This is a genomic window from Pseudodesulfovibrio aespoeensis Aspo-2, assembly GCF_000176915.2.
Lineage (GTDB): Bacteria > Desulfobacterota > Desulfovibrionia > Desulfovibrionales > Desulfovibrionaceae > Pseudodesulfovibrio > Pseudodesulfovibrio aespoeensis.
Map to the genome: position 1 here is coordinate 3,133,343 of NC_014844.1, position 21,249 is coordinate 3,154,591.

The 21,249-nt window shown below is 66.2% G+C and carries 20 protein-coding genes; 5 read left to right on the forward strand and 15 right to left on the reverse strand.

Going from position 1 to position 21,249, the window contains the following annotated elements; all coding sequences use genetic code 11:
- Window positions 1–142 precede the first annotated feature (142 nt).
- The 5 genes from DAES_RS14540 to DAES_RS14560 all read left to right on the forward strand — a co-directional run bounded on the left by DAES_RS14540 (window position 143) and on the right by DAES_RS14560 (window position 4,768).
- On the forward strand, window positions 143–736 hold the full coding sequence (locus DAES_RS14540; RefSeq protein WP_013515795.1) for a TetR/AcrR family transcriptional regulator: 594 nt from the start codon (window positions 143–145) through the stop codon (window positions 734–736).
- Window positions 737–791: 55 nt separating this feature from the next.
- A complete protein-coding gene (locus DAES_RS14545) occupies window positions 792–1,802 on the forward strand; it encodes a TRAP transporter substrate-binding protein (RefSeq protein ID WP_013515796.1) in 1,011 nt (336 codons plus the stop codon).
- A 98-nt stretch (window positions 1,803–1,900) separates the two neighbouring features.
- Window positions 1,901–2,902 (forward strand): TRAP transporter substrate-binding protein, encoded by a 1,002-nt coding sequence (locus DAES_RS14550; protein ID WP_013515797.1) that lies wholly within the window; start codon window positions 1,901–1,903, stop codon window positions 2,900–2,902.
- Window positions 2,903–2,964: 62 nt separating this feature from the next.
- The gene (locus DAES_RS14555; RefSeq protein ID WP_013515798.1) at window positions 2,965–3,453 is read left to right on the forward strand and encodes a TRAP transporter small permease; all 489 of its coding nucleotides are present in this window, start codon (window positions 2,965–2,967) and stop codon (window positions 3,451–3,453) included.
- A 1-nt stretch (window position 3,454) separates the two neighbouring features.
- Entirely contained in the window at window positions 3,455–4,768 is a 1,314-nt protein-coding gene (locus tag DAES_RS14560) for a TRAP transporter large permease (protein WP_013515799.1), read from the forward strand.
- A gap of 117 nt (window positions 4,769–4,885) precedes the next feature.
- Here the strand turns inward: DAES_RS14560 and ald are convergent, their stop codons facing one another.
- The 15 genes from ald to DAES_RS14635 form a co-directional block, all read right to left on the reverse strand.
- Complete coding sequence (gene ald, locus DAES_RS14565; RefSeq protein WP_013515800.1) at window positions 4,886–5,989, reverse strand: alanine dehydrogenase; 1,104 nt, start codon at window positions 5,987–5,989, stop codon at window positions 4,886–4,888.
- Window positions 5,990–6,033: 44 nt separating this feature from the next.
- A complete protein-coding gene (locus tag DAES_RS14570) occupies window positions 6,034–6,516 on the reverse strand; it encodes an Lrp/AsnC family transcriptional regulator (protein ID WP_013515801.1) in 483 nt (160 codons plus the stop codon).
- Window positions 6,517–6,840: 324 nt separating this feature from the next.
- Window positions 6,841–7,299: a glycine zipper domain-containing protein gene (locus DAES_RS14575; protein WP_013515802.1), complete on the reverse strand. Its 459-nt coding sequence runs from the start codon at window positions 7,297–7,299 to the stop codon at window positions 6,841–6,843.
- 187 nt (window positions 7,300–7,486) lie between these two features.
- Window positions 7,487–9,820 (reverse strand): hybrid sensor histidine kinase/response regulator, encoded by a 2,334-nt coding sequence (locus DAES_RS14580; RefSeq protein WP_013515803.1) that lies wholly within the window; start codon window positions 9,818–9,820, stop codon window positions 7,487–7,489.
- A gap of 16 nt (window positions 9,821–9,836) precedes the next feature.
- Window positions 9,837–11,207 (reverse strand): SPOR domain-containing protein, encoded by a 1,371-nt coding sequence (locus tag DAES_RS14585; protein ID WP_013515804.1) that lies wholly within the window; start codon window positions 11,205–11,207, stop codon window positions 9,837–9,839.
- A gap of 68 nt (window positions 11,208–11,275) precedes the next feature.
- On the reverse strand, window positions 11,276–12,229 hold the full coding sequence (locus DAES_RS14590; protein WP_013515805.1) for a type II secretion system F family protein: 954 nt from the start codon (window positions 12,227–12,229) through the stop codon (window positions 11,276–11,278).
- Between the two features lie 11 nt (window positions 12,230–12,240).
- On the reverse strand, window positions 12,241–13,215 hold the full coding sequence (locus tag DAES_RS14595) for a type II secretion system F family protein (protein ID WP_013515806.1): 975 nt from the start codon (window positions 13,213–13,215) through the stop codon (window positions 12,241–12,243).
- 2 nt (window positions 13,216–13,217) lie between these two features.
- Window positions 13,218–14,648 carry a CpaF family protein gene (locus DAES_RS14600; protein ID WP_013515807.1) on the reverse strand — a complete coding sequence of 477 codons (1,431 nt, stop codon included), beginning with the start codon at window positions 14,646–14,648 and terminating at the stop codon, window positions 13,218–13,220.
- Window positions 14,645–15,844 (reverse strand): AAA family ATPase, encoded by a 1,200-nt coding sequence (locus tag DAES_RS14605; RefSeq protein WP_013515808.1) that lies wholly within the window; start codon window positions 15,842–15,844, stop codon window positions 14,645–14,647. The genes DAES_RS14600 and DAES_RS14605 overlap by 4 nt, the downstream gene beginning before the upstream one ends.
- 44 nt (window positions 15,845–15,888) lie before the next feature.
- The gene (locus DAES_RS14610; RefSeq protein WP_013515809.1) at window positions 15,889–16,167 is read right to left on the reverse strand and encodes a hypothetical protein; all 279 of its coding nucleotides are present in this window, start codon (window positions 16,165–16,167) and stop codon (window positions 15,889–15,891) included.
- An 8-nt stretch (window positions 16,168–16,175) separates the two neighbouring features.
- Window positions 16,176–17,612, reverse strand: a complete 1,437-nt coding sequence (locus tag DAES_RS14615) for a type II and III secretion system protein family protein (protein ID WP_013515810.1) — start codon at window positions 17,610–17,612, stop codon at window positions 16,176–16,178.
- A gap of 9 nt (window positions 17,613–17,621) precedes the next feature.
- Window positions 17,622–18,443, reverse strand: coding sequence for a Flp pilus assembly protein CpaB (gene cpaB / locus DAES_RS14620; protein WP_013515811.1), 822 nt, complete (start codon window positions 18,441–18,443; stop codon window positions 17,622–17,624).
- A 15-nt stretch (window positions 18,444–18,458) separates the two neighbouring features.
- Window positions 18,459–19,004, reverse strand: coding sequence for an A24 family peptidase (locus tag DAES_RS14625; RefSeq protein ID WP_013515812.1), 546 nt, complete (start codon window positions 19,002–19,004; stop codon window positions 18,459–18,461).
- Between the two features lie 147 nt (window positions 19,005–19,151).
- Window positions 19,152–19,334, reverse strand: coding sequence for a Flp family type IVb pilin (locus tag DAES_RS14630; RefSeq protein ID WP_013515813.1), 183 nt, complete (start codon window positions 19,332–19,334; stop codon window positions 19,152–19,154).
- A 421-nt stretch (window positions 19,335–19,755) separates the two neighbouring features.
- Window positions 19,756–21,180 carry a sigma-54-dependent transcriptional regulator gene (locus DAES_RS14635; protein ID WP_013515814.1) on the reverse strand — a complete coding sequence of 475 codons (1,425 nt, stop codon included), beginning with the start codon at window positions 21,178–21,180 and terminating at the stop codon, window positions 19,756–19,758.
- Between the last annotated feature and the right edge of the window lie 69 nt (window positions 21,181–21,249).

A 21,249-nucleotide genomic window follows, 5' to 3' on the forward strand; every position in this document is an offset into this window, starting at 1 on the left:
TGCCAGACCGCCTTTTCTTGACAGCCGGACAGGCGTCATGCTAGCGGTGACCTCTGCAAATGACCTTCGGTCACTTTTTGACCAAGGGTCATTTATCCCCAGCCAGTCACTTGAACCTAGCGAAATCACTGCAGGAATGGCAATGGCGAAGAAGCAGCAGGAAAAATCCCGGCAGACCATGCAGGAGCTGATGGACTCGGCCTTTGTCCTGTTCGGTTCCAAGGGGTTCGTGCAGACCTCGGTGGCCGAGATCACCGAGCACGCGGGCTATGCCAAGGGGAGCTTCTACCGCCACTGGAACAGCAAGGACGAGCTGTTCCTGCTCATCGTGGAGCAGAAGTTCCGCCACTACCGGGCCGAGCGCAACGGCAAGGTGGATCAGGCCCAAAGCCTCGAAGCGGTCATGCACATCATCTGGGATTTTCTGGAGTCCATCCTCGACGACGAGAACTGGTCGTCCATCTTCCTCGAATTCACGGTCTACTCGGCGCGCAACGACGTGCTGCGCCAACGCATGAACAAGTCCGGCTACCGGCTCTCCAACGCCATTTTCGCCGATCTGGTGCGCGACCACATTGAGACCGGCTATCCGCCGGAGAAGATCGGCGCGCTCAACACCGCACTGTTCGAGGGGTTTCTCATCCACCGCGCCCTGGGCACCCAGCTGCTGACCGTTGCAGACGTGCGCAGCGCGGCCATCGCCATGGCCCTGAAGCACGGGACTCAACAAGGCTGAAACCGGCGGGCGTGAGCCCGGTCCGGATCAAAAATCATAACCAGCGAGACACGCCATGAAAAAACCGTTCCTGACCCTGACCGCCCTTGTCATGCTCTCCCTGGCCCTGGCCGCCACGGCCCTGGCCGGGCCTGTCCGGCTGACCTACTCCAATTTCTTCCCCCCCACCCACGTCCAGTCGCAACTGGCCGAAGAGTGGTGCCGCGAGGTGGAGAAGCGCACCGACGGCGCGGTGGTCATCGACTACTTTCCCGGCGGCACCCTGACCCCGGCCCAGCAGACTTACGACGGCGTGGTCGAGGGCATCGCGGACATCGGGCTCTCCTGCCTCGCCTATTCGCGTGGCCGGTTCCCGGTCATGGCCGCCCTGGACCTGCCCATGGGCTACGCCACCGCGGCCCAGGCCACGGCAGCGGCCAACAAGGTCTACGCCAAGTTCACCCCTGCCGAGCTGGATGACGTGGCCCCCATGTATTTCCACGCCCACGGCCCCGGCCTGCTCTTCACCACCCCGCGCGCCGTGGCCACCCTTGAGGACATGAAGGGGCTCAAGATCCGCTCCACCGGCAACTCGGCCCAGCTGGTCGAGGCACTGGGCGGCACCCCGGTGGCCCAATCCATGCCCACCTGCTACCAGTCCCTGCAAAAGGGCGTGGTGGACGGCTCCATGCACCCCATCGAGTCCAACAAGGGTTGGAAGCTGGCCGAGGTGGTCAAATACGGCACCGAGTCCTTTTCCGTGGCCTACACCACCACCTTCTTCGTGGTCATGAACAAGGACAAGTGGGCGAGCCTTGACGACAAGACCCGCGCCATCATCAGCAAGATCAACGCCGAGTGGGCCGTGCGCCACGGCGTTGCCTGGGACGAGGCCGATGAGGAGGGCAAGCGGTTCTTCCTTGAGAAGGGCGGCAGCTTCGTGCCCCTGACCGAGGGCGAGGCCGCGCGCTGGGTCAAGGCCGCCGAGCCGGTCATCGCCGCCTATGAAACGAGCGTATCCGAAAAGGGCGTGGACGGCGCCAGGGTGGTCGAGTTCCTCAGGGCGGCCATGGCCGAGGCCAGATAGCGGGAAAAGCACGCCGCGCGAGGCCGCCCTGACGGCCCGGCGATCACATATACGGAGGGCCAACCCCTCCCAGGATCAATGCAACCCCGGAGACACCGATGAAAAAACTGATTCTGTCACTGGCGGCCCTGGCCGTGCTCTGCGCGTCCCTGCCCACCGTGGCTCAAGCCGACCCTGTCAAGCTGACCTATTCCAACTTCTTCCCGCCCGCCAACCACCAGTCGCAACTGGCCGAGGAGTGGTGCCGCGAGGTGGAGAAACGCACCGGCGGCAAGGTGGTCATTGACTACTACCCCGGCGGCACCCTGACCCAGGCCAAGCAGACCTACGACGGCGTGGTCGAGGGCATGTCCGACATCGGGCTCTCCTGCCTCGCCTACACGCGCGGACGCTTCCCGGTCATGGCCGCCGTGGACCTGCCGCTCGGCTACAAGACCGCAGCCCAGGCCACGCACACGGCCAATGCCGTGTACCAGCACTTCAAGCCCGAGGAACTGGCCGATGTCGAGGTCATGTACTTCAACGGCCACGGTCCGGGCCTGCTCTTCACCACCACCAAACCCGTGGCCACCCTTGAGGACATCAAGGGGCAGAAAATCCGCTCCACCGGCAACTCGGCCCAGCTGGTCCAGGCCCTGGGCGGCACCCCGGTGGCCAAGCCCATGCCCGAAAACTACCAGCTCCTGCAAAAAGGCGTGGTGGACGGCTCCATGCACCCCATCGAGTCCAACAAGTCCTTCAAGCTCGGCGAAGTGTGCAAGTTCGGCACCGACTGTTTCGACGTGGCCTACACCACGGTCTTCTTCATCGTCATGAACAAGGCCAAGTGGGCTTCGCTCGACGCCGACTCCCAGAAGGCGATCCGCGAGATCAACGCCGAGTGGGCCCCCAAACACGCCAAGGCATGGGACGAGGCCGACATCGAGGGCCGCCAGTACCTCATCGACCAGGGCGGCAAGATCATGGAGCTTTCCCCCGAGGAGTCGGCCCGCTGGGTGGCGGCCTCCCAGCCTGTCATCGAAGGCTACATCAAGGAAACCGACGCGCGCGGCCTGGACGGCAAGGCGATCATCGAGTTCACCCGCTCCACCCTGAAATAGCGAAACACCCGGCGGGGCGGGCTCGCTGTCCGCCCCGCCGCAATCACAAGGATTCTTGATTCATGGAAGAAGTGAAAAGCGGCCTGCTCGACCGGGCCGAGGCGGGCATGCGCATCGCCGCCGCCATATGCCTGTTCGGCATGGCGCTCCTGACCGGGGCCGATGTCCTGCTGCGGGGCATCTGGAACACCCCCATCTTTGGCTGCGAGGAGATTGTCTCCATCCTGGGCATCGTGGTGGTCGGATTCGCCCTGCCCTACGCCCACGAGCAGAAAAGCCACATCGGCGTCGAGATTTTCGTGCGCAGGCTGCCACGCGGGCCGCGCCGCGCGGTCAAGCTCGTCACCGACACGGCCACCCTCGCCCTGGTGGCGGTCATCGCCTGGCGCATGGCCCTCTACGCCCGGACCCAGTCCGAATCGGGCGAGGTGTCCATGAACCTGGAGCTGCCCGACTACCTGATCATCTATGTGCTGGCCTTCGGCTTCCTGGTCTACGCCCTGTGCGTGGCCCGCGACATTGTGCGCTTCTTCAAGGGCAGGGAGGACTAGCATGGACCCGACAATAGCCGGAGTCACCGGCATCGCCATCATGGTCTTTCTCTTCATGACCCGGATGCCCGTGGCCTTCGTCATGATGCTCGTGGGGTTCGTGGGCTTCTCCCTGCTCACCTCGTGGAAGGGCGGGCTCAACCTCATGTCGCGCAACATCTACGACGCCTTTGCCTCCTACGAGCTGTCCACCATTCCGCTGTTCATCCTCATGGGGCAGATCGCCTTCAACTGCGGCATCTCAAGAAGGCTGTACAACACGGCCTACCACTTCCTGGGCGATATCCGGGGCGGGCTGGCCATGGCCACGGTCTCGGCCTGCACCGCGTTCGGCGCGGTCTGCGGCTCCAGCCCGGCCACGGCGGCCACCATGTCCACGGTGGGCATCCCGGAGATGAAGCGCTACGGCTACGCCAACTCCCTGGCCACGGCCTCGGTGGCCTCGGGCGGCGGGCTGGGCATGATCATGCCGCCCAGCGTGGTGCTCATCATCTACGGCGTGCTCACCGAGCAGTCCATCGGCGCGCTCTTTGTTTCAGGCATCTTCCCGGCCTTCCTGCTCACGGTCCTGTTCGTCATCGCCATCTACATCCAGTGCCGGATCAATCCCAGGCTCGGCCCCAAGGGCGACTCCTTCACCTGGCCGCAGAAGTTCCGGTCCCTGGCCGGGCTCATCGACACCCTGATCATCTTCGCCCTGGTCATCGGCGGGCTCTTCCGGGGCTGGTTCACGCCCACCGAGGCCGCGTCCATCGGCGTGCTCGGCGTGCTGACCCTGGCCCTGATCAAGCGCCAGCTCAGCTGGGCCGCCTTTGTCAACTCGCTCTATGAGACCCTGCGCACCTCGTGCATGGTGCTGGTGCTCATCGCAGGTGCGGTGGTCTTCGGCAAGTTCCTGGCGGTCACGCGCATCCCGTTCGACATCGCCAACTGGGTCTCCTCCTTTGACATGCCGCATTTCGCCATCATGGGGACCATTATCCTCATCTACTTCATCGGCGGCTGCTTCATGGACTCACTGGCCCTGATCATGCTGACCATCCCGGTCTTCTTCCCGGTGGTCACCAGCATGGGCTACGACCCCATCTGGTTCGGCATCATCATCGTCCTGGTCACCGAGATGGGGGTCATCACCCCGCCGGTGGGCATCAACGTCTACGTGGTCTACGGCATGTGCCAGAAGATCGCGCCCGGCGTGACCCTGGAGCAGGTCTTCCGGGGCATCGTGCCCTTCATGCTGGCCATCATCGTGGGCATCGCCCTGCTCTTCGTCTTCCCGCAGATCATCCTCTTCCTGCCAGGTCTCATGTACTGACCCCGGAACAGAGCCGACAAGAAAAGACCCCCCGTGGCCCGGCACAGCCGGACCACGGGGGGTTCTACACTTTCGGGCCGGGCGGCCTGGCCAGACCGCCCTGCCCGCAGGGAATCTCTAGAGCACGTCCGCCGGGGTCACGGAGTCGATGCCCAGCGCCTGACCCACGGCCGGGCAGGTCAGCTTGCCCTCGAAGGTGTTCAGGCCCAGGGCCAGACCAGGGTCCTTTTTCAGGGCGCCCATGCCGTCGCGGGCAATGCGCATGGCGTAGGGCAGGGTCTGGTTGACCAGGGCAAAGGTGGAGGTGCGGGGCACCGCGCCGGGCATGTTGGCCACGCCGTAGTGGACCACACCGTCCACGGTGTAGACCGGGTTGTCGTGGGTGGTGGCCTTGATGGTCTCCACGCAGCCGCCCTGGTCCACGGCCACGTCCACGATGACCGAGCCTTCCTTCATGGTCGGCAGCATCTCGCGGGTGACCAGCTTGGGAGCCTTGGCGCCGGGCACCAGCACAGCGCCGATAACCAGATCCGCACTCTGAATGGCAGCGCGGATGTTGGGCTCGGTGGAGGCCATGGTGGTCACCCGGCCCTGGAAGATGTCGTCCAGGTACTGCAACCGGCGATGGGAGAGGTCGAGGATGGTCACCTGCGCACCCATGCCCACGGCGATGCGGGCCGCGTTGGTGCCGACCACGCCGCCGCCGATGACCACCACCGAGGCCGGGGCCACGCCGGGCACGCCGCCCAGCAGCATGCCGCGTCCGCCCTGGTTCTTCTCAAGGTAATGCGCGCCCACCTGGGTGGCCATGCGTCCGGCCACCTCGCTCATGGGGGTGAGCAGCGGCAGGGAGCCGTCGGGCAGGGTCACGGTCTCGTAGGCGATGCCAATGGTGCCCGCCTTGAGCAGGGCGCGGGTCAGGGATCCGGCAGCGGCAAGGTGCAGGTAGGTGAAGAGAATGAGGTCCTTGCGCAGGAAGCCGAACTCGGACTCCAGCGGCTCCTTGACCTTGATGACCATCTGCGCGCCCCAGGCCTCGGCGGCAGTGACCATTTTGGCTCCGGCAGCGGCATATTCCTCGTCGCTCAGACCGCTGCCCAGGCCGGCGCCGGCCTCGACCAGCAGGGTGTGGCCCTGGCGCACCAGGGTTTCGACCGCGCCGGGGGTCATGGCGACACGATTCTCCAGTGTTTTGATTTCCTTGGGAATACCGATGATCATGACAGGCTCCTTGGTGTTAAAAAATTCGTCCGCCTTGCTGCGGGTTAAGCGTTGAACTCTTTGACCACGGCGTCGGGCAGGAAAAGCCACTTGCGCCGTGATTTCATGACGACGAACGACTCGCTGGAATTGACCCCGCCCACCTTGGAGAGGTCCTGGTCCAGAAAGTCGTAGAGGTCTCCGATATCCTCGGAGCAGACGATCTCCACGATGATGTCGTAGCGGCCCGTGACCACAGCGCACCAGTTGACGCGCGGCAGGGAGCCGATCTGGGCGAGCTTTTCGTCCAGCTGCTCGTGGCTGCTCAGCGAGATGCCCACCAGGGCCACGGTCAGGCCGCGCGCCTTCATGGGGTCGATCAACCCGGCGACCTTGAGCACTCCGGCGCAGATCAGATTCTTCATGCGCGAGCGCACCGTGGGCGCGGTCACGCCCATCTCCTCGGCCACCTTGCCGGGCGAGAGCTGCCCGTCCGCGGTCAGGGCCGCAACCAGCTTCCTGTCATGGGGATCAAGGATGTTCTTCACGAGTGCCTTCCGCGCTTAAATCTTGCTTTTTGAAAATCGGGATGTCTTTTTTTTACAGAACAGATAAAATCATTGTCAACTTGTATTTTATAAAGAAATGCCGCGGCGCCGAACCGTCGGGTTGCAACGCAGCGCGTCAGGCACTGCCGGACTCGCCGCAGGGCGCGGCCCGAACAGGCCTTTGCCGTGAACATAGCACGCCACGTCCGGTGCGCATACCAATGGCCGCCAATAATCACCCCCGACGCGCGACCGCGCCACGGAACGCGGAAAGGGCCGCCCACCCGGACGGCCCCTGATCGCGAGCAGGTCGGAACGCGCGGCCTACTGGACGAGCTGCCAGCTGCCGTCGGACTGCCGGTACGCCCTGGCGTACACGGTCTCGGTCCGCCCGTCGGCCATCTGCGCCCGGAGGGTCACGTCGCGCTCGACCCGTCCGTCGTCGTGAAAGCGCGGCTGCCGGGGAATGGCCTGGTAGTGGGTGCGGGTGTCCGGGTTGACCCAGGCGGTCGGCTGGCCCGAGGGCATGGTCTCCAGCGCGTGCGCGACCTGGGCGCTGTCGGACTTGTCCATCTCGTTGCCCACGAGGTAGCCCACGAGCAACCCGGCCCCGGCCCCGATGGCCGCGCCAGAGACCTTGTTCTTGAAGGTCAGCGCGCCCAGGGTGGACCCGGCCAGGGTGCCGAGCATGGCCGCATTCTGGGCCTTGGTGGTGGTGCAGCCCGCCAGGATCGAGAGGGTCAGGACCAGGACCAGCGCTGGCCTCAGGGGGGTGATCGGCATGACAGTTCTCCTTTTCGGCCCGATGCGGCCTTGTGTCGTTGCCGTCAGGATTGCAACGGACGTGCCTGATCAAAAATGCTGGAATAACTGCGTATTTTGTGCGCACAGTGTGCAAGGCAAAGGGGACGTGGAAAAAGTGTGCGCACCGGAATGCAAAAATCGTCGCGCGCCCTGAGGGAGGAAGGCGCTACTTGGGCGACAGCAGGCGGCTGAGGCTCCCGATGAGGTCATGCTTGAGGATGGGCTTCATGATGAAATCCCCGATGCCGATGTCGCGCAGCCGGTCGTAGGAGACCGCGTCCGAGAACCCGGTACACAGGATGATGGGCATGTCCGGGCGGATCTTGAGGATTTCGCGGGCCAGCTCCATGCCGGTCATGTTGGGCATGGTCTGGTCGGTGATGACCAGATCATAGTCCTCGGCCCGGTGCCGGAACGCCTCCAGGGCCTCGATGCTCGACGTGCGCGTGACCACCTCGAACCCGCAGGATTCGAGCATCTCGCGGCCTATGTCCGTGAGCGGCTTCTCATCGTCCACGAACAGGATGCGCCCGTCGCGGAAGACCAGATCGGCGGCGACCTCGGCCACGGGCCGCTCGGCCATGGATATTCTGGGCAGGAGAACATGGAAGGCCGCGCCCGCGCCCGGATGGTTCTCCAGCTCCAGATAGCCGTCGTGCCGCTTGACGATGCCGTGGACCATGGCCAGCCCCATGCCCGTGCCCTCGCCCTGGGGTTTGGTGGTGAAGAACGGATCAAAGATGCGGCCTACCACGTCCGGGTCGATGCCCGGCCCGGTGTCGGCCACGCTCAGGCGCACGAACCGCTCCGGGCGGCCCAGATCGGCGGGCGGCAGCACCGGGTCTGCGTCGCGCACGTCGGTCAGGGTCACGGTCAGGGTGCCGCCGCTCTCGCCCATGGCGTGGGAGGCGTTGCCGCACAGGTTGAGCATGATCTGGTGCATCTGGGTGGGGTCCACCAGCACGTTGTCCTGATCGGTCTCGATGCGCGAGATGATCTCCACATTGGCGGGCACGCTGGAGCGCAGGAGTTTGAGGGCCTCCTTGATCAGCGGGGTCAGGGTGACGGGGTGGCGCTCCTGCGGCCCCTGGCGCGAAAAATTGAGGATCTGGTTGACCAGGTCGCGGGCGCGCTTGCCCGCCCGGCTGATCTCCCGGACCCGGCGCTCCAGCCCGGAGTCCGGCTCGGCCCCGCTCTCGATGATCTCGGCATAGCCGAGGATGACGCCGAGGATGTTGTTGAAGTCGTGGGCAATGCCCCCGGCCAGGGTGCCCAGCGCCTCCATCTTCTGCGACTGGCGCAGCTGCTCCTCCATGCGCTTGGGCTCGGAGATGTCGAAGAGGTAGCCGCGCAGCTCGTCCAGCTCGCCCTCCTCGTCGCGCACGGCGTCGAAGTTGACGATCAGGTGCCGCCGGAGCCCGCCGCGTCCGAGCACCGCCTCGTGGTTGGTCAGGCGCGAGTCGTCGCCCAGCAGGTCGCGCAGGGGCTCGGGCGCGCCCATGGCGTCCCAGAGCTGGTACAGGTTCACCCCGTGGGCGTCCTGGGGCGAGGCAAAACCGAAGAGGTTGGCAAAGGCGGTGTTGCAGTCGAGGATCAGGCCGTCCTTGTCCGCGGCCAGGTTGCCGGTGATGTCCTTTTCGAACAGCAGCCGGTACCGCTGCTCGCTGGCCCTCAGCTCGCGCAGCACGGCGGCGCGCTTGGAGATGTCCAGGCGCAACCTGCGGTTGGCCGCGTTCAGCTCCGAGGTGCGGGCCTCGACCTTGCTGGCCAGGGTCTCGTTGAGGTCGCGCAGCCGGTTCTCGGCGTCCCACTTGGCGCACAGGGACATGGATATCTGCTTGAGTTCTGGCGAGCGAAAGGGTTTTTGGATGTAGAGGAGCTTTTCGGGCGGGGTGACGCGCTTGTTGATCTCCTTGAGGGGCACATCGGCCCGCGAGGAGAGGAGCACGATCTCCACATCCGGGTCCAGGGCGCGCAGACGTTCGGCCAGCCGCAGCCCGGCCAGCGGCTGCCCGCCCGCCTCAAGGTGCATCTCCACCAGGGCCACGGAAAAGAGTGCGCCCTGCTCCACGGCCCTGGTCGCCTCGCGCCAGGCCGCCTCCGCCGTCAGACAGGGGACCACCTCAAAGACCGGCTTGTCCGCCTCGGCTTCCACCTCCTCGCGCGAGGGCAGCTTGACGTCGTCGCCAAAGAGCGCTTCCAACTCGGACGGTTCCTCGCTCTCATAGCAGAGCACGTCGCGATAGAAGGTGAGCATGTCCTCTTCGTGATCCACGGCGAGGATGCGAAAACTGCGTCTGGTGTCGGCGGCCACGGGTCGTTCCCTTGCGCAATCCGGACCGGCTGCCCGGATGCGCCTGTTTTCCAGAACATAATGAAACGATCTGGAAAAGGAAAGGGCCGGCCCAGGCAGGACCGTGTCCCGATCCTGGCCCAGCCGCCCCTCCTCATGCGTTGTGTCCGCAGCGGGCCGCGCCCCCTGCCTCGTCCTGGCCGCCATCGCCCGCTCCGACCGGCTACAGGTCCGCGCCGTCAGCCGTGGGGATCATCCGCTCGTAGACCATGGCCCGCTCAAGGCCCAGGGCCGAGAGGATGGCCGGACGCCCGGCCTGGGCCGCGCCCACCGAGTCGTAGCTGCCCACCAGCACGCGGAACCAGACGCCCTTGTCGCCGAGATCGATCCGGTTGATCCACGGCTCGTACCCCTGCCCCCTGAGCGTGGCGCACTGGGCAAAGGCGTGGTCGTGATCCTTCCACGAACTGACATGCAGTCCGTAGGTCTTCATCCGTATCATGTCCCCGGAACCCTCCCCGGAGCCGGGCGCATGCGCGATGACGCGGATGACGCCCTGGGGTGGCGGGCCTGCGGCGGCGGGTGTTGCCGCAGGCCCGCCGGGGATCTGCCCGGCGTCGGGGAAAGACGCCTTGGGCAGCGGGTTCGGGGTGGAACCGTCCAGATTGCGCGCCGTGGCCGACTTCCGGAAACGGGCGGCCAGCCGGGCGCGGTTGAGATTTTCGGCGGCCTTGACGTAGTAGCTGGGGGCCAGCTCCACGGCCCGCTCAAAGTACGGCACGGCCTTTTCAGGCTGGTCGTCGGTGAGCAGGACATAGCCGAGGTTGTTGTTGGCCCGGAACGCGCCGCCCGCGTACTTGAAGGATTCCAGGGCCTCGTCCAGCCGGTCGAGCCGGGTCAGGGCCAGGCCGAGGTTGTTGTAGGTGCGAGGCGAAACGTCGCCGTCCTTGAGGGCGCGGCGGAAGGCATCGACAGCCAGCCCGTATTCCTTGCGGGCGATGTGGACCACGCCGAGGTTGTTGTATATCTCGCCAGAGCCGCTGGCAGGGCCGTGGGCCAGGGCTGCGGTGTAATGCTCCACGGCCCGTTCGTGATCCCCGGCACGGTCGCTGAGTATGCCCAGGTAGTTGCTGGCCCGCCACAGGGTCGGATCAAGGCGCGCGGCCCTTTCCAGGTGCGCGCGCGCCTCGCCGTAGAGCCCGGCCCGGAAGTAGACCGCCCCGGCGGCCCCGTTGGCCACGGCGTGGTCGGCGTCGCGGGCCAGCACTTCGAGATATTCGGCCAGGGCCTGCTCGTCCAACCCCTTGAGGACCAGGAGGTCGCCCTTCTTGACCCGGACCGAGAGGTTGTCCGGATCAAGACCTATGGCCGTGTTGTAGTGCATGAAGGCCATCTCCGGCTTGTCGCGGCGCAGGAAGCCGTCGGCCACCTGCTCGTGCTGGGCCGGGGTCAGGGTGACCGGCCCATCCTCGCCATAGGCGAACTCCTTGAACGACTGGTCATGCTTCGCGGACCCGGCGCACCCGCCGAGCAGCAGCCCGGCCAGCAGCAGCCCGGCCAGTTGCGCGGCTGTGATGACGATACTTCTCTTCATGGCCTTTTCTCCTTTCCCTTGTCCGGCCCGTGGCCAGACCCGTGAACACGGCGACGGCGCCCGGCCCGTCACATCTTGATCCGTGCAAAGACGTCGATGAACAATATGACCGCCGGCCCCATGATGGCGATGAACAGGGCGGGCAGAATGAACCCGATGAGCGGCAGCAGGAGCAGGACCGGCAGCTTGGCCGCCTTTTCCTCGGCCCGCTGCGACCGCTTGGTGCGCATGGCGTCCGAGTAGACTCTGAGCGTGCGCCCGACGCTGATGCCGAAAATGTCCGCCTGGACCAGGAGCGAGGTCAGGCTGTTCAGGTCGTCGAGCCCCACCCGCTCGGACAGCCCCCGGAGCGCGTCGCCGCGCCCCTTGCCCGCCCGCAGCTCCAGGGTCAGGAGCTTGAACTCCGCGCTGATGACCGGGCCCGAGGTCCGCATCTCGTGGCAGACCCGGTCCAGGGCCTGATCAAGCCCCATGCCCGATTCCACGCAGACCACCAGCAGGTCCAGCGCGTCGGGCAGCTCGTTGGCCACGGCCAGCCGCCGCTTGGTGGTGCGCCGTCTGAGCCACACCTCCGGGCCGTAAACGCCCAGCGCGGCCAGCCCCACGGCCACAAAGCAGGTCAGGGACACGGACAGGTCCGAGAGAGTGAAAGAACGCACGACCAGGAACAGGGAGGACAGGCACAGCGCCAGGGCGACCTTGGTCCCCTGAAACTTGATGACCGCGCCGGGCGAGCGCAGCCCGGCCTGGACGAGCGCCTTGCGCGTCCTGTCCGCCTCGTCGGCGTCCTTTGGCGCAACCTTGGACCCCAACCGCTCGAACGCCCCGCTCACGGCCCGGCGCAGGCCGTCGAACAGAGGCCGCGATTCGACGGACCGGCCAGTCGGGCCGCCCGCCACGCGCTCGCGCAGCCGCGCCGCCTGCCCCGCACCGCCGAAATATCCGGCCATGCCCAGCCCGGCCACAAGTACCGTGGCAAAGGCCAGCCCTGCGGCAATGAAAGGGATGAGCGCGCTGTCCATGGTGTCTGCTCCTAGACCTGTATCTTGACCATGCGACGCATGACCACGATGCCGACGATCATTGAGGCGACCGCGCCCCAGGCCATGGAACGCCCGAGTTCGTTGGTCCACAGCAGGCTGATGTAGTCGGGATTAATGAAATAAAGCACGCCTGCGATGAAAAACGGCAGGGCCGAGAGCAGCAGGGCCGAGATGCGCCCCTCGGCAGAGAGCACCCGGACCTTGCCGAACAGGGCGAACCGCTCGCGCACCAGCCGGGCGATGTTGGCAATGATCTCGGCCAGGTTGCCGCCGGTCTCGCGCTGGATGTTGACCGAGACGACGAAGAACTTGAGGTCTTCCACATCCACCCGCAGCTGGAGATTGGCCAGGGCGCGGTCCACGTCCATGCCGTAGTTGATCTCGTCGAGCGTCTTGCCGAACTCGCCGCCAATGGGGTCCGCGAATTCGTTGGCCACCATGCGCATGCCCCCGCCAAAGGTGTGCCCGGCCTTGAGGGCGCGGCTCATGAGGTCGAGCGCCTCGGGCAGTTGCGCCTGGAACCGGCCCATGCGCCGTGCCTTGAGCCTGCGCAGATGCCACACGGGCATGGAGCCGAGCAGCCAGGCCAGGACCATGCCCACCCACAGCCTGTCGGCCATGGCCAGGCCCGCGTACGCGCCGAGCAGCCCGAGCAGTCCGCAGGCGAGCAGATACACGCCCGCCGTGCCCCTGGCATTGGCCTGGCTGATGGTCCGCTTGAGACCCGCGGCCAGACGCATGCCCGAGAGCATCCGGTTGAACCACGGCATGGAGCTCATGGCCGATTGCTTGAGCACCAGATCAATGGCCCCGGCCTCGCTCCCGGTCAGGGCAAACCGGCGCAGCCTGTGCTGCACCCGCTCGCGGGCGGCGGCCTGGCCCGCCCGCGTGAGCGACGCCACGCCGGTGAGCAGCAGAAAAACGATAACGCCGCCGCCAAGGGCAATGAGCAGTGACACGGGCATGGCTACCCCCGTCTCCCGGCCAGGGGCGAGACCTCGAACATGTCGCGCGGGAACGTGTGGCCCATGCGTTCGAGCTTCTGCGCGAACCTGGGCCGGATGCCACGGGCCGTGAAATACCCCTCCACCTTGCCCTCGGCGCTGACGTTGGTCTGCTCAAAGGCGAATATCTCCTGCATGGTGATCATCTCGCCCTCCATGCCCGTGACTTCCTGGATGGAGATGACCTTTCTGGTGCCGTCCACCAGCCGGGTGGCCTGGATGATCACTTCGATGGCCGACGAGATGTACCGCTTCATGGAAATGGGCGAGAGGTTGAGCCCGGCCATGGAGACCATGGTCTCAAGGCGCATGAGCGCGTCGCGCGGGGTGTTGGCGTGGACCGTGGTCAGGGAGCCGTCGTGGCCGGTGTTCATGGCCTGGAGCATGTCCAGGGCCTCGGAGGCGCGCACCTCGCCGAGAATGATGCGGTCCGGGCGCATGCGCAGGCAGTTCTTGACCAGCTCGCGCTGGCCGATCTCGCCGCGCCCCTCGATGTTGGCCGGGCGCGTCTCCAGCCGGACCACATGGTCCTGCTTGAGTTGCAGCTCGGCGGCGTCCTCGATGGTGACGATGCGCTCGTCCTCCGGGATGCTGCGCGACAGGCAGTTGAGCAGCGTGGTCTTGCCCGATCCCGTGCCGCCGGAGATGACCACGTTGAGCCGCGCCTTGACGATGCCGTCCATCAGCTCGGCCATGGGCTGGGTCAGGGAGTTGAAGGCGATGAGGTCGGATGTCTCCAGCGGGTCCTTGGAAAACTTGCGGATGGAGAGCGACGGGCCGTCGATGGCCAGCGGCGGGATGATGGCGTTGACGCGCGAGCCGTCGAGCAGGCGCGCGTCCACCAGGGGCTGCGACTCGTCGATGCGCCGCCCCACCAGGGAGACGATGCGGTCGATGATCCTGCGCAGGTGGTTGTCGTCCTTGAACCGGGCCGGGGTCAGCTCCAGCTTGCCCGCCCGCTCCACATAGACCTGGCGGTAGCCGTTGACCAGGATGTCGTTGACCGTGGGGTCCTTGATGTACGGCTCAAGCGGCCCCAGGCCGATGACCTCGTCCTGGATCTCGGAGAGCATCCGCTTGCGCTCGGCCAGGTTGAGGGGCGCGTTCTGGAACTCCTCCCAGAGCAGCCCCTCGGCCACCCTGGCCACCTCGGCGCGCATGTCCGCCTCGCCCAGGGCGTCGAGCAGCGAGAGGTCGATCATGTCGATAAGCCGGTCGTGGATGCGCGTCTTGATCTCGAAGTAATGGTCCGCCATGTCCGCGCGCACGGACTTGGCCGCGCCGCGACCAGAAGCGGAGGCAGAAGCAACGGAAGGGGCGGAAGAAGACGCCGTGGTTCCGGCCTTGGCCGCAGTGCGGGCGGGCCTGCCGCTCAACCTTGCAGCCAGGCTCATGACGCCGCCCCGGCCAGATGCTGGCCCGCGCCCCGCCGCCTGCCAAACAGCGCGCCAAGGGAGAAGGACGCGCGGGCTGGCCCGGCCATCTGCCGGTGGTCGAGGTCTGCGGCCATGCGCTCGATGGCCCTGGCAGCGGGCGACTTGGGGCAGGCTCCGGTCAGGGGCGTGCCCTGGTTGAGGGAGGACAGGGCCGAGGCGAAATCCTCGGGCACCACCCAGGCGATGTCGCGGCCCAGGACCTCGGCGGCCTCGGCCACGCCTATGGTGGAGTCCCTGATTACCCGGTTGGCCACCAGCCTGACCTTGGCCTCAAGGGCCGGACTGTGGCGGCGGACAGCCTCCAGCAACCGCGTGGTGCGCGACAGGCACGGCAGGGTCAGGTGCAAAGGCAGATATAGGGTGTCCGCCGTGTCCATCTCGGCTGGCAACCCGTCGCCTGCAAGAGAGGCGTCCTCAGGAAAGGCCGTGTCCACGACGATGAAGTCATAGCCGAAACGGAGCTGTTCGAGGATCTGGGACAGGGCGCCCCGGTCGGGCGCGGTGTTGTCGGTCGGGCCGGGCAGCACGGCCAGCCCGGACTCGTGCCCGGTGACCACGCTGTGCAGATAGGTGGCGTCAAGGCGCGAGATGTCCTCCATCAGGTGGCCCCAGGTGTACTCGTACTTGAGGTCCAGAAAATATGGGATCTCGCCCACGGGCTGGCGCAGGTCCAGGAGCAGGGTGCGGCCCGGCGCGCGCCGGTTGAGCGACCAGGCCAGGCTGGCGGCCAGGGTGGAGACGCCGACCCCGGCCTTGCACCCGGCCAGGGTCACGATCCGGCCCCGCTCGCCGTCGTCGCAGTGCTGGCTGCGGCGCATGGCCGTGCGCATGATGGCGGCGCGGAAATCCTCCTCGGCCACCGGAAAGGGCAGGAACTCGCGGATGCCGCTACGCATGGCCCTGATGAGGATGTCCGGGTCGGCCCGGTGGCCGGTCAGGTAGACATCGTCCACCCGGCCCGATTCCAGGGCCTTGATGATGTGGGACAAATCCTCGTCCACAGCAGCGCCTGGTTCGTACACGAGCACGCCGGTCTCGCCCGCGTCCTCGTCGGCCAGCCGGACCATGTAGCTGGCGGCCACGATGCGCTCCAGCCGCTTGCGCTCTTCCTTGTCGGCCAGTGCCAGCGTGACGGGCATGATCCTGTTGTCCATGGATTTCTCCCTCTCTTTCCTGTCCCGGTCGTCGGCCTGCCGGGCTATCGGCCTTGAATAATGATTTCAGAGACGCTCTGGCCTTCGCTCGAGTCGGTCTTAGGCCCTTCCTGATAGGTGGTGCCGACCTTGGCGGCGTAGCGGCCATCCAGGCCCACCACGGGCGCGTCGGTCCCGGCCTCCGGGTTGAGTATCTGCTGGTTCAGGGCCTGGCGCACCGAAGCGCCGAACGGCGCGGCGGATTCCTCGTGCCGGGTCAGGGGGCTGCACCCCATCTGGAGCATGATGCCGAGAACAGCGGCGTAGACGAGCATATTGCGCATGGTTTCTCCTATCTCGGCCAGGCGTGGCCGAAGTCTCCGTCAAAGCCCGTTGTCGGGCGAACAACCGCCTCGGACCCGCTGCGGGCCTGCGCGCCGACCATGGCCGCCGGGGACGCGCCCTGGCCCTCAAGCAGACCGAGCATGTAGAATTCGTAGTCGGTCGGCTCCTTGAAGCCGTCTCCGGGCAGGGTCTGCCCGGCCATGTCCAGGGGCTTGACCAGATGGGCGGTGACGATGATCACCAGCTCGGTCTTGTTCTTCTGGTAGTCGGAGCTTCTGAAGAGCGTGCCGAGCACCGGGATGTCGCCCAGCACCGGGAAGCGGTGGTTGTTTTCCTTCAGGGACTCGCTGATCAGCCCGGCGATGGCAAAGCTCTGGCCGTCGGCCAGATCGACCACGGTGGACGCCTTGCGGGTGGAGATGGCCGGGATCTCGTAGCCCTGGTAGCGCAGGGCGTTGGTGTAATCGAGCTCGGACACCTCGGGGCTGACGTGCAGGTTGATGGCCCCTGAGCTGAGCACCGTGGGCGTGAATTCGAGGCCCACGCCAAAGGGCTTGAACTCGATGCTGACCGTGCCGAGCGCGCCGGGCTTGGGGATGGGGATTTCGCCGCCCACCAGGAAGTCCGCCGACTCGCCGGACACGCAGGTCAGGTTGGGCTCGGCCAGGAGCCGGGCCAGCCCGTGCGCCTTGAGGGCGTCGAGCATGCCGACCACGTTGGTCGATCCGCTGTTGTAGCGGACCACGCTGTTGATCTTGTCGGTCAGCTCGATGACGTTGGAGCCTGTGTTGGCCAGACTGCTCAGGTTGTTCAGGAAGGAATAGACCGTGAAATTGGAGAAAGTGGCAGCCAGGTTGATGCCCATGCGCTTGAGGGCGGTGCGGCTCATCTCGGCCACGCGCACTTGGAGCATGACCTGCTGCACGCCGTCCACGCGCAGGAGGTTGACCACCTTGCCCGGAGCCTCGGCCTCGGCCAGGGAGAGGACCGAGGTCAGGTCGCCGGTGTTGGAGACCGAGCCGGACAGGGTGATGGACTCGCCCGACGAAAGCACCTGGACCGACCGCTCGCGCGGCAGGATCTCGTGGATCATGCGCTTGAGCCGGGTCACGTCCGGGGTGATGACCAGATCGTACACGCCGCTGACCTGCCCGCCGGACCACAGGGTCAGGGTGGTGGTGCCGAGCTTCCTGCCGGTGATGTATATCTGGGTGGGCGAGAGGACCACCACCGAGGCGGTCTCGGGCTGGGCCAGGGAGACGCGGCTCACGGGCGCGTCTGCGGTCAGGATGGTGGACTTGGAGACCACCAGGCTGATGACGCCGGGGGCCTCGGTGTTGAGCACGTCCACGTCGGCCACAGCCAGGGGGACCAGACCCGAAACGGTCACGGCCAGGGCCATCAGGAAAGCCAGGAGGAAAGAGCGGGGGGGGCGGGTCTTCATGGCGGCCTCCTAGAACTTCAGGGTCGTGGTTTCGCCGCCGGTGATGACCTCGACCGAGACCTGGTTGCGCCTGACCGGCGCGGGCTTGGGGGCCGGACGCAGGGCGGCCAGGGCCTTGTTGACCGTGACGCCGTCGGTCAGCACCTTGTCCGTGTCCGTGGCGTTGCGCAGGGCGAAATTCAGCGTTCCCTGGGTGGCGGCCAGGGCGAGGCGCTCGCTCTCGTCCGGGGTCAGCTCCAGGGTGTAGACATCGACCGAGGCGGCCTTGCCCTCTGTGTCCGGGGCCTGCAATTCGGTGCCCGTGGCCAGGACCTTGACCCGCTCCAGCACCAGCTTGGTCACGGGCTCTTCCTGGTTGCCGCGCCCCTGGACCAGCGAGACGATGACATCCACCCGGTCGCCGGGACGGACGAATCCGGCCAGCCCCATGACCGCGTTGCCCTTGACCGACATGGCCCGCTTGCCCGGCTCGATGAGCGCGCTCACACCGCCGCCGATGACCGAGGCATCGGCCAGCTTGGCCTCGGTCACGGCCTCGTTGGCCCCCACGGCCACGCCCAGCACGCGCCCGTCCAGCAGGCCCGGCTCGCCGAACGCGCCCGAGGGCCGCGAGTCGGGGGTGAATTGACGCGTTTCAAGCATTGCCGGGGTCAACTTGATTCCGGGACGCAGGTCTGTCAGGGCCACCACCACGGGCACGGTCTCGGCCCTGGGCGCGGCCACGGGCTGTTGGGTCACGCCGCTGGTCCACATGAAGATGAGCACGCCCGTGCCAAGGGCGAGGATCAGGGAAATGCCGATCTGGATGAGTGCGCGGGCCGATCTGCTCATGAGCATCTCCCCTGGTTAGCGGGCCAGGACCGAGCCGGTCTGGGCCACGTTGACGACCATGGCGGCCACGGTGCCCACGGCAATGGCCACGCCGTAGCACAACCGGGGCATGGACTGGGCCTCGACCACGGGCGTGTACTCGAACCTGCGGGTGGACGCGGCCAGCAGAAAGGTGGCCCAGATGTTGACCAGCACGGCCTTGAACTGGTCAAAATGGCGCGCGAGCACGACCACGGCGTAGAACCCGCCCGCAAGGCAGGTGAAGAGAAAGGCGGTGAAGGCGGCCTGGGCGCCGAGCCACGCGCCCACCCCGGCCATGAGCTTGACATCGCCCGCGCCCATCAGGCCCAGGAAAAACGGCACGACCATGACCCCAAGGCCCAGGGCAAACCCGCCGCTGCTGAGCAGCAGGCCGTCGAGCCCGGCGTGCAGGGTGTGCGCGGCCAGCCCGGAAAGAATGAGCGGGAAGGTCAGCCAGTTGTAGATGCGCTGGCGCCTGATGTCGGTGACAGTGGCCACGGCCAACGCCGCGACGAGCATAGTGGCAATGAGATGGTCCATGGTTCCCCCGATGATCAGAGCGCCTTGCCCTGCCGTCCGTTTTCCCCTCGGACGACAGGACCGGGGCTGGCGGGCTGCATTCCCGCGCGCCCCGGTCCGGCTGCTCTGCTGCTTCCGTTATACGGATTCGCTTGTTGGACGCCCGGCCTACGGAGCGGTGGCGGTGGCCGCCTGCATGCTCGTGGCGATGGAGCTGAAGGTGGTGGACACGACGCCGCCCAGGGTGGTGACTGCGCCGACGATGGCCGCGGCGATCAGGGCTGCGAGCAGACCGTATTCAAGAGCGGTCGCGCCTTCTTCATTCATGATCAGGTTCATGATCTTGGACATTGCTTTTCTCCTTGGTTTCTTTTTTTGGTCCCGACCCTCAAGGGGCCTGAAATTCGTTTTGCGAGGATTCGCACCAGCCACGCCCCGACAATAGCAACCGCTGTGCCACCGCCGCAGACCGATGAAAAAACACACATCAACATGCTGTAATTTTTACAATAAAAATTTCTCAGCGCACGAATTGCCCTCCTCGCGACCCTTTCGGCCCCAGGCACGAATCCACGATCAGTGGACTGCTCCGGGCTGCCGAAGCCGGGCTGCTTCCCTGAAAACTCCAAATGATTCGGGAGAATACGCAAATACACGAAAAATGGATGGCGCACCCAGGAGTCGGAGAGGGGTGCGTTTGCGGGCGCAAAGGCACGCGAAAAAGGGGCTGCGCCGAAGCCCAGCCCCTTGCGGAGACATCTGTGTCCTGTCGCTATCCCTTGAAGGCGGTCGGATCCATGCCGTGCTTCTGGAGCTTGTTCCAGAGGTTCTTGGCCGAGATGCCCAGGCTGGCGGCAGCATCGGTCTGCACGCCCCTGGCCCGGCGCAGGGCGTCCTCGATGCGCGCCCGCTCGAAGCGGACCAGGGCCTGCCGGAGCGGCAGCCCGTCCGCCTCGGCTGCGGCCTGGGCAATCGTTGCGCCGGGCGCGGCTTGCGGCGGGCACGGGTCGCAGGTTCCGGCGGGCCGCTTGTTGGAGAACGCCTGATCCACGTCGCCGGGGGTAATGACTGTCGAGGTGCAGAAGATGGCCGCCCGCTCCACCGCATTGGCGAACTGGCGGACATTGCCCGGCCAGTCGTAGTTGAAGAATATCTCCATGGCCTGCTGGGAGATGGCGCAGATGTCCGTGCCCAGCCGCCGGTTGGCCCGGTCCAGGAAGAACTCGGCCAGGAGCGGCAGGTCGTCCTTGCGCTGGCGCAGCGGCGGCAGGAGCAGAGTGGCCACGTTGAGCCGGTAGTAGAGATCGCTGCGGAACGCGCCGCTCTCCACGCGCCTTTCCAGCTCCTGGTTGGTGGCCGCGATGATGCGCACGTCATAGGTCACGGGTTTGGCCCCGCCCAACCGCTCGGCCTGCTTCTGCTCCACGGCGCGCAGCAGCTTGGGCTGGAGATTGAGCGGCATGTCGCCGATCTCGTCCAGCAGGATGGTGCCGGACTTGGCCTGCTCGAACTTGCCCGCCTTGGCAGCGGCGGCCCCGGTAAAGGCCCCCTTCTCGTGGCCGAACAGTTCGCTCTCGATGAGATTTTCCGGGATGGCCGCGCAGTTGATCTTGACGAACGGCCCCCTGGCCCGTGCGCTCAGGGTGTGGATGGTGTCCGAGACCAGCTCCTTGCCGGTGCCGGTCTCGCCCAGGATCAGGACATCGGCGTTGAGCCCGGCCACCCTGGCGATGCGCTCCTTGAGGGCGCGCATGGGCGCGGACTGGCCGATGATGGCGTTGAGCGGGCTCTCCTTGCCGCGTTGCTTGAGCTCGGCCAGCTCCTGCTGGAGCCGCCGCTTCTCCAGCGCGCGGCGCACCACCACCTCCATCTCCACCAGGGAAAAGGGCTTGGTGAAGTAGTCGTAGGCCCCGCGCTGCATGGCCTGCACCCCGGAATCCTTGGACGCGTAGCCGGTCATGACGATGACATCCACGCCCGGCGCGGCCTGGGCCAGATGCGCCAGGGCGTCCAGGCCCGACATGCCCGGCAGCTTGATGTCGTGCAGGATCAGGTCCGGCCCCATAACCCCTGCCTTGCGGATGCCCTCCTCGGCGGTGGACGCGGTGTCCACCGCATACCCCTTCTCGATCAGGGCCTCCACCAGCATCCCCTGAAACGCGCGGTCGTCGTCAACGACCAGTATCCGCTCGGCCATGGTTCCTCCCCTCTTCCCCTCTGTCTTGCCGACACGATACACGGTCATGGCAGGGAAATCCATGAAAAA

Bases quoted from the DNA above. Each gene is read 5' to 3' on its own strand.
- DAES_RS14600 (WP_013515807.1), bottom strand. From the start codon at position 14,648: ATGAGCCTGGCTGCAAGGTTGAGCGGCAGGCCCGCCCGCACTGCGGCC.
- DAES_RS14585 (WP_013515804.1), bottom strand. From the start codon at position 11,207: ATGAAGAGAAGTATCGTCATCACAGCCGCGCAACTGGCCGGGCTGCTG.
- DAES_RS14590 (WP_013515805.1), bottom strand. From the start codon at position 12,229: ATGGACAGCGCGCTCATCCCTTTCATTGCCGCAGGGCTGGCCTTTGCC.
- DAES_RS14575 (WP_013515802.1), bottom strand. From the start codon at position 7,299: ATGCCGATCACCCCCCTGAGGCCAGCGCTGGTCCTGGTCCTGACCCTC.
- DAES_RS14555 (WP_013515798.1), top strand. From the start codon at position 2,965: ATGGAAGAAGTGAAAAGCGGCCTGCTCGACCGGGCCGAGGCGGGCATG.
- DAES_RS14540 (WP_013515795.1), top strand. From the start codon at position 143: ATGGCGAAGAAGCAGCAGGAAAAATCCCGGCAGACCATGCAGGAGCTG.
- DAES_RS14595 (WP_013515806.1), bottom strand. From the start codon at position 13,215: ATGCCCGTGTCACTGCTCATTGCCCTTGGCGGCGGCGTTATCGTTTTT.
- DAES_RS14580 (WP_013515803.1), bottom strand. From the start codon at position 9,820: ATGGCGGCCAGGACGAGGCAGGGGGCGCGGCCCGCTGCGGACACAACG.
- DAES_RS14610 (WP_013515809.1), bottom strand. From the start codon at position 16,167: ATGCGCAATATGCTCGTCTACGCCGCTGTTCTCGGCATCATGCTCCAG.
- cpaB (WP_013515811.1), bottom strand. From the start codon at position 18,443: ATGAGCAGATCGGCCCGCGCACTCATCCAGATCGGCATTTCCCTGATC.
- DAES_RS14545 (WP_013515796.1), top strand. From the start codon at position 792: ATGAAAAAACCGTTCCTGACCCTGACCGCCCTTGTCATGCTCTCCCTG.
- DAES_RS14560 (WP_013515799.1), top strand. From the start codon at position 3,455: ATGGACCCGACAATAGCCGGAGTCACCGGCATCGCCATCATGGTCTTT.
- DAES_RS14605 (WP_013515808.1), bottom strand. From the start codon at position 15,844: ATGGACAACAGGATCATGCCCGTCACGCTGGCACTGGCCGACAAGGAA.
- DAES_RS14630 (WP_013515813.1), bottom strand. From the start codon at position 19,334: ATGTCCAAGATCATGAACCTGATCATGAATGAAGAAGGCGCGACCGCT.
- ald (WP_013515800.1), bottom strand. From the start codon at position 5,989: ATGATCATCGGTATTCCCAAGGAAATCAAAACACTGGAGAATCGTGTC.
- DAES_RS14635 (WP_013515814.1), bottom strand. From the start codon at position 21,180: ATGGCCGAGCGGATACTGGTCGTTGACGACGACCGCGCGTTTCAGGGG.
- DAES_RS14625 (WP_013515812.1), bottom strand. From the start codon at position 19,004: ATGGACCATCTCATTGCCACTATGCTCGTCGCGGCGTTGGCCGTGGCC.
- DAES_RS14615 (WP_013515810.1), bottom strand. From the start codon at position 17,612: ATGAAGACCCGCCCCCCCCGCTCTTTCCTCCTGGCTTTCCTGATGGCC.
- DAES_RS14550 (WP_013515797.1), top strand. From the start codon at position 1,901: ATGAAAAAACTGATTCTGTCACTGGCGGCCCTGGCCGTGCTCTGCGCG.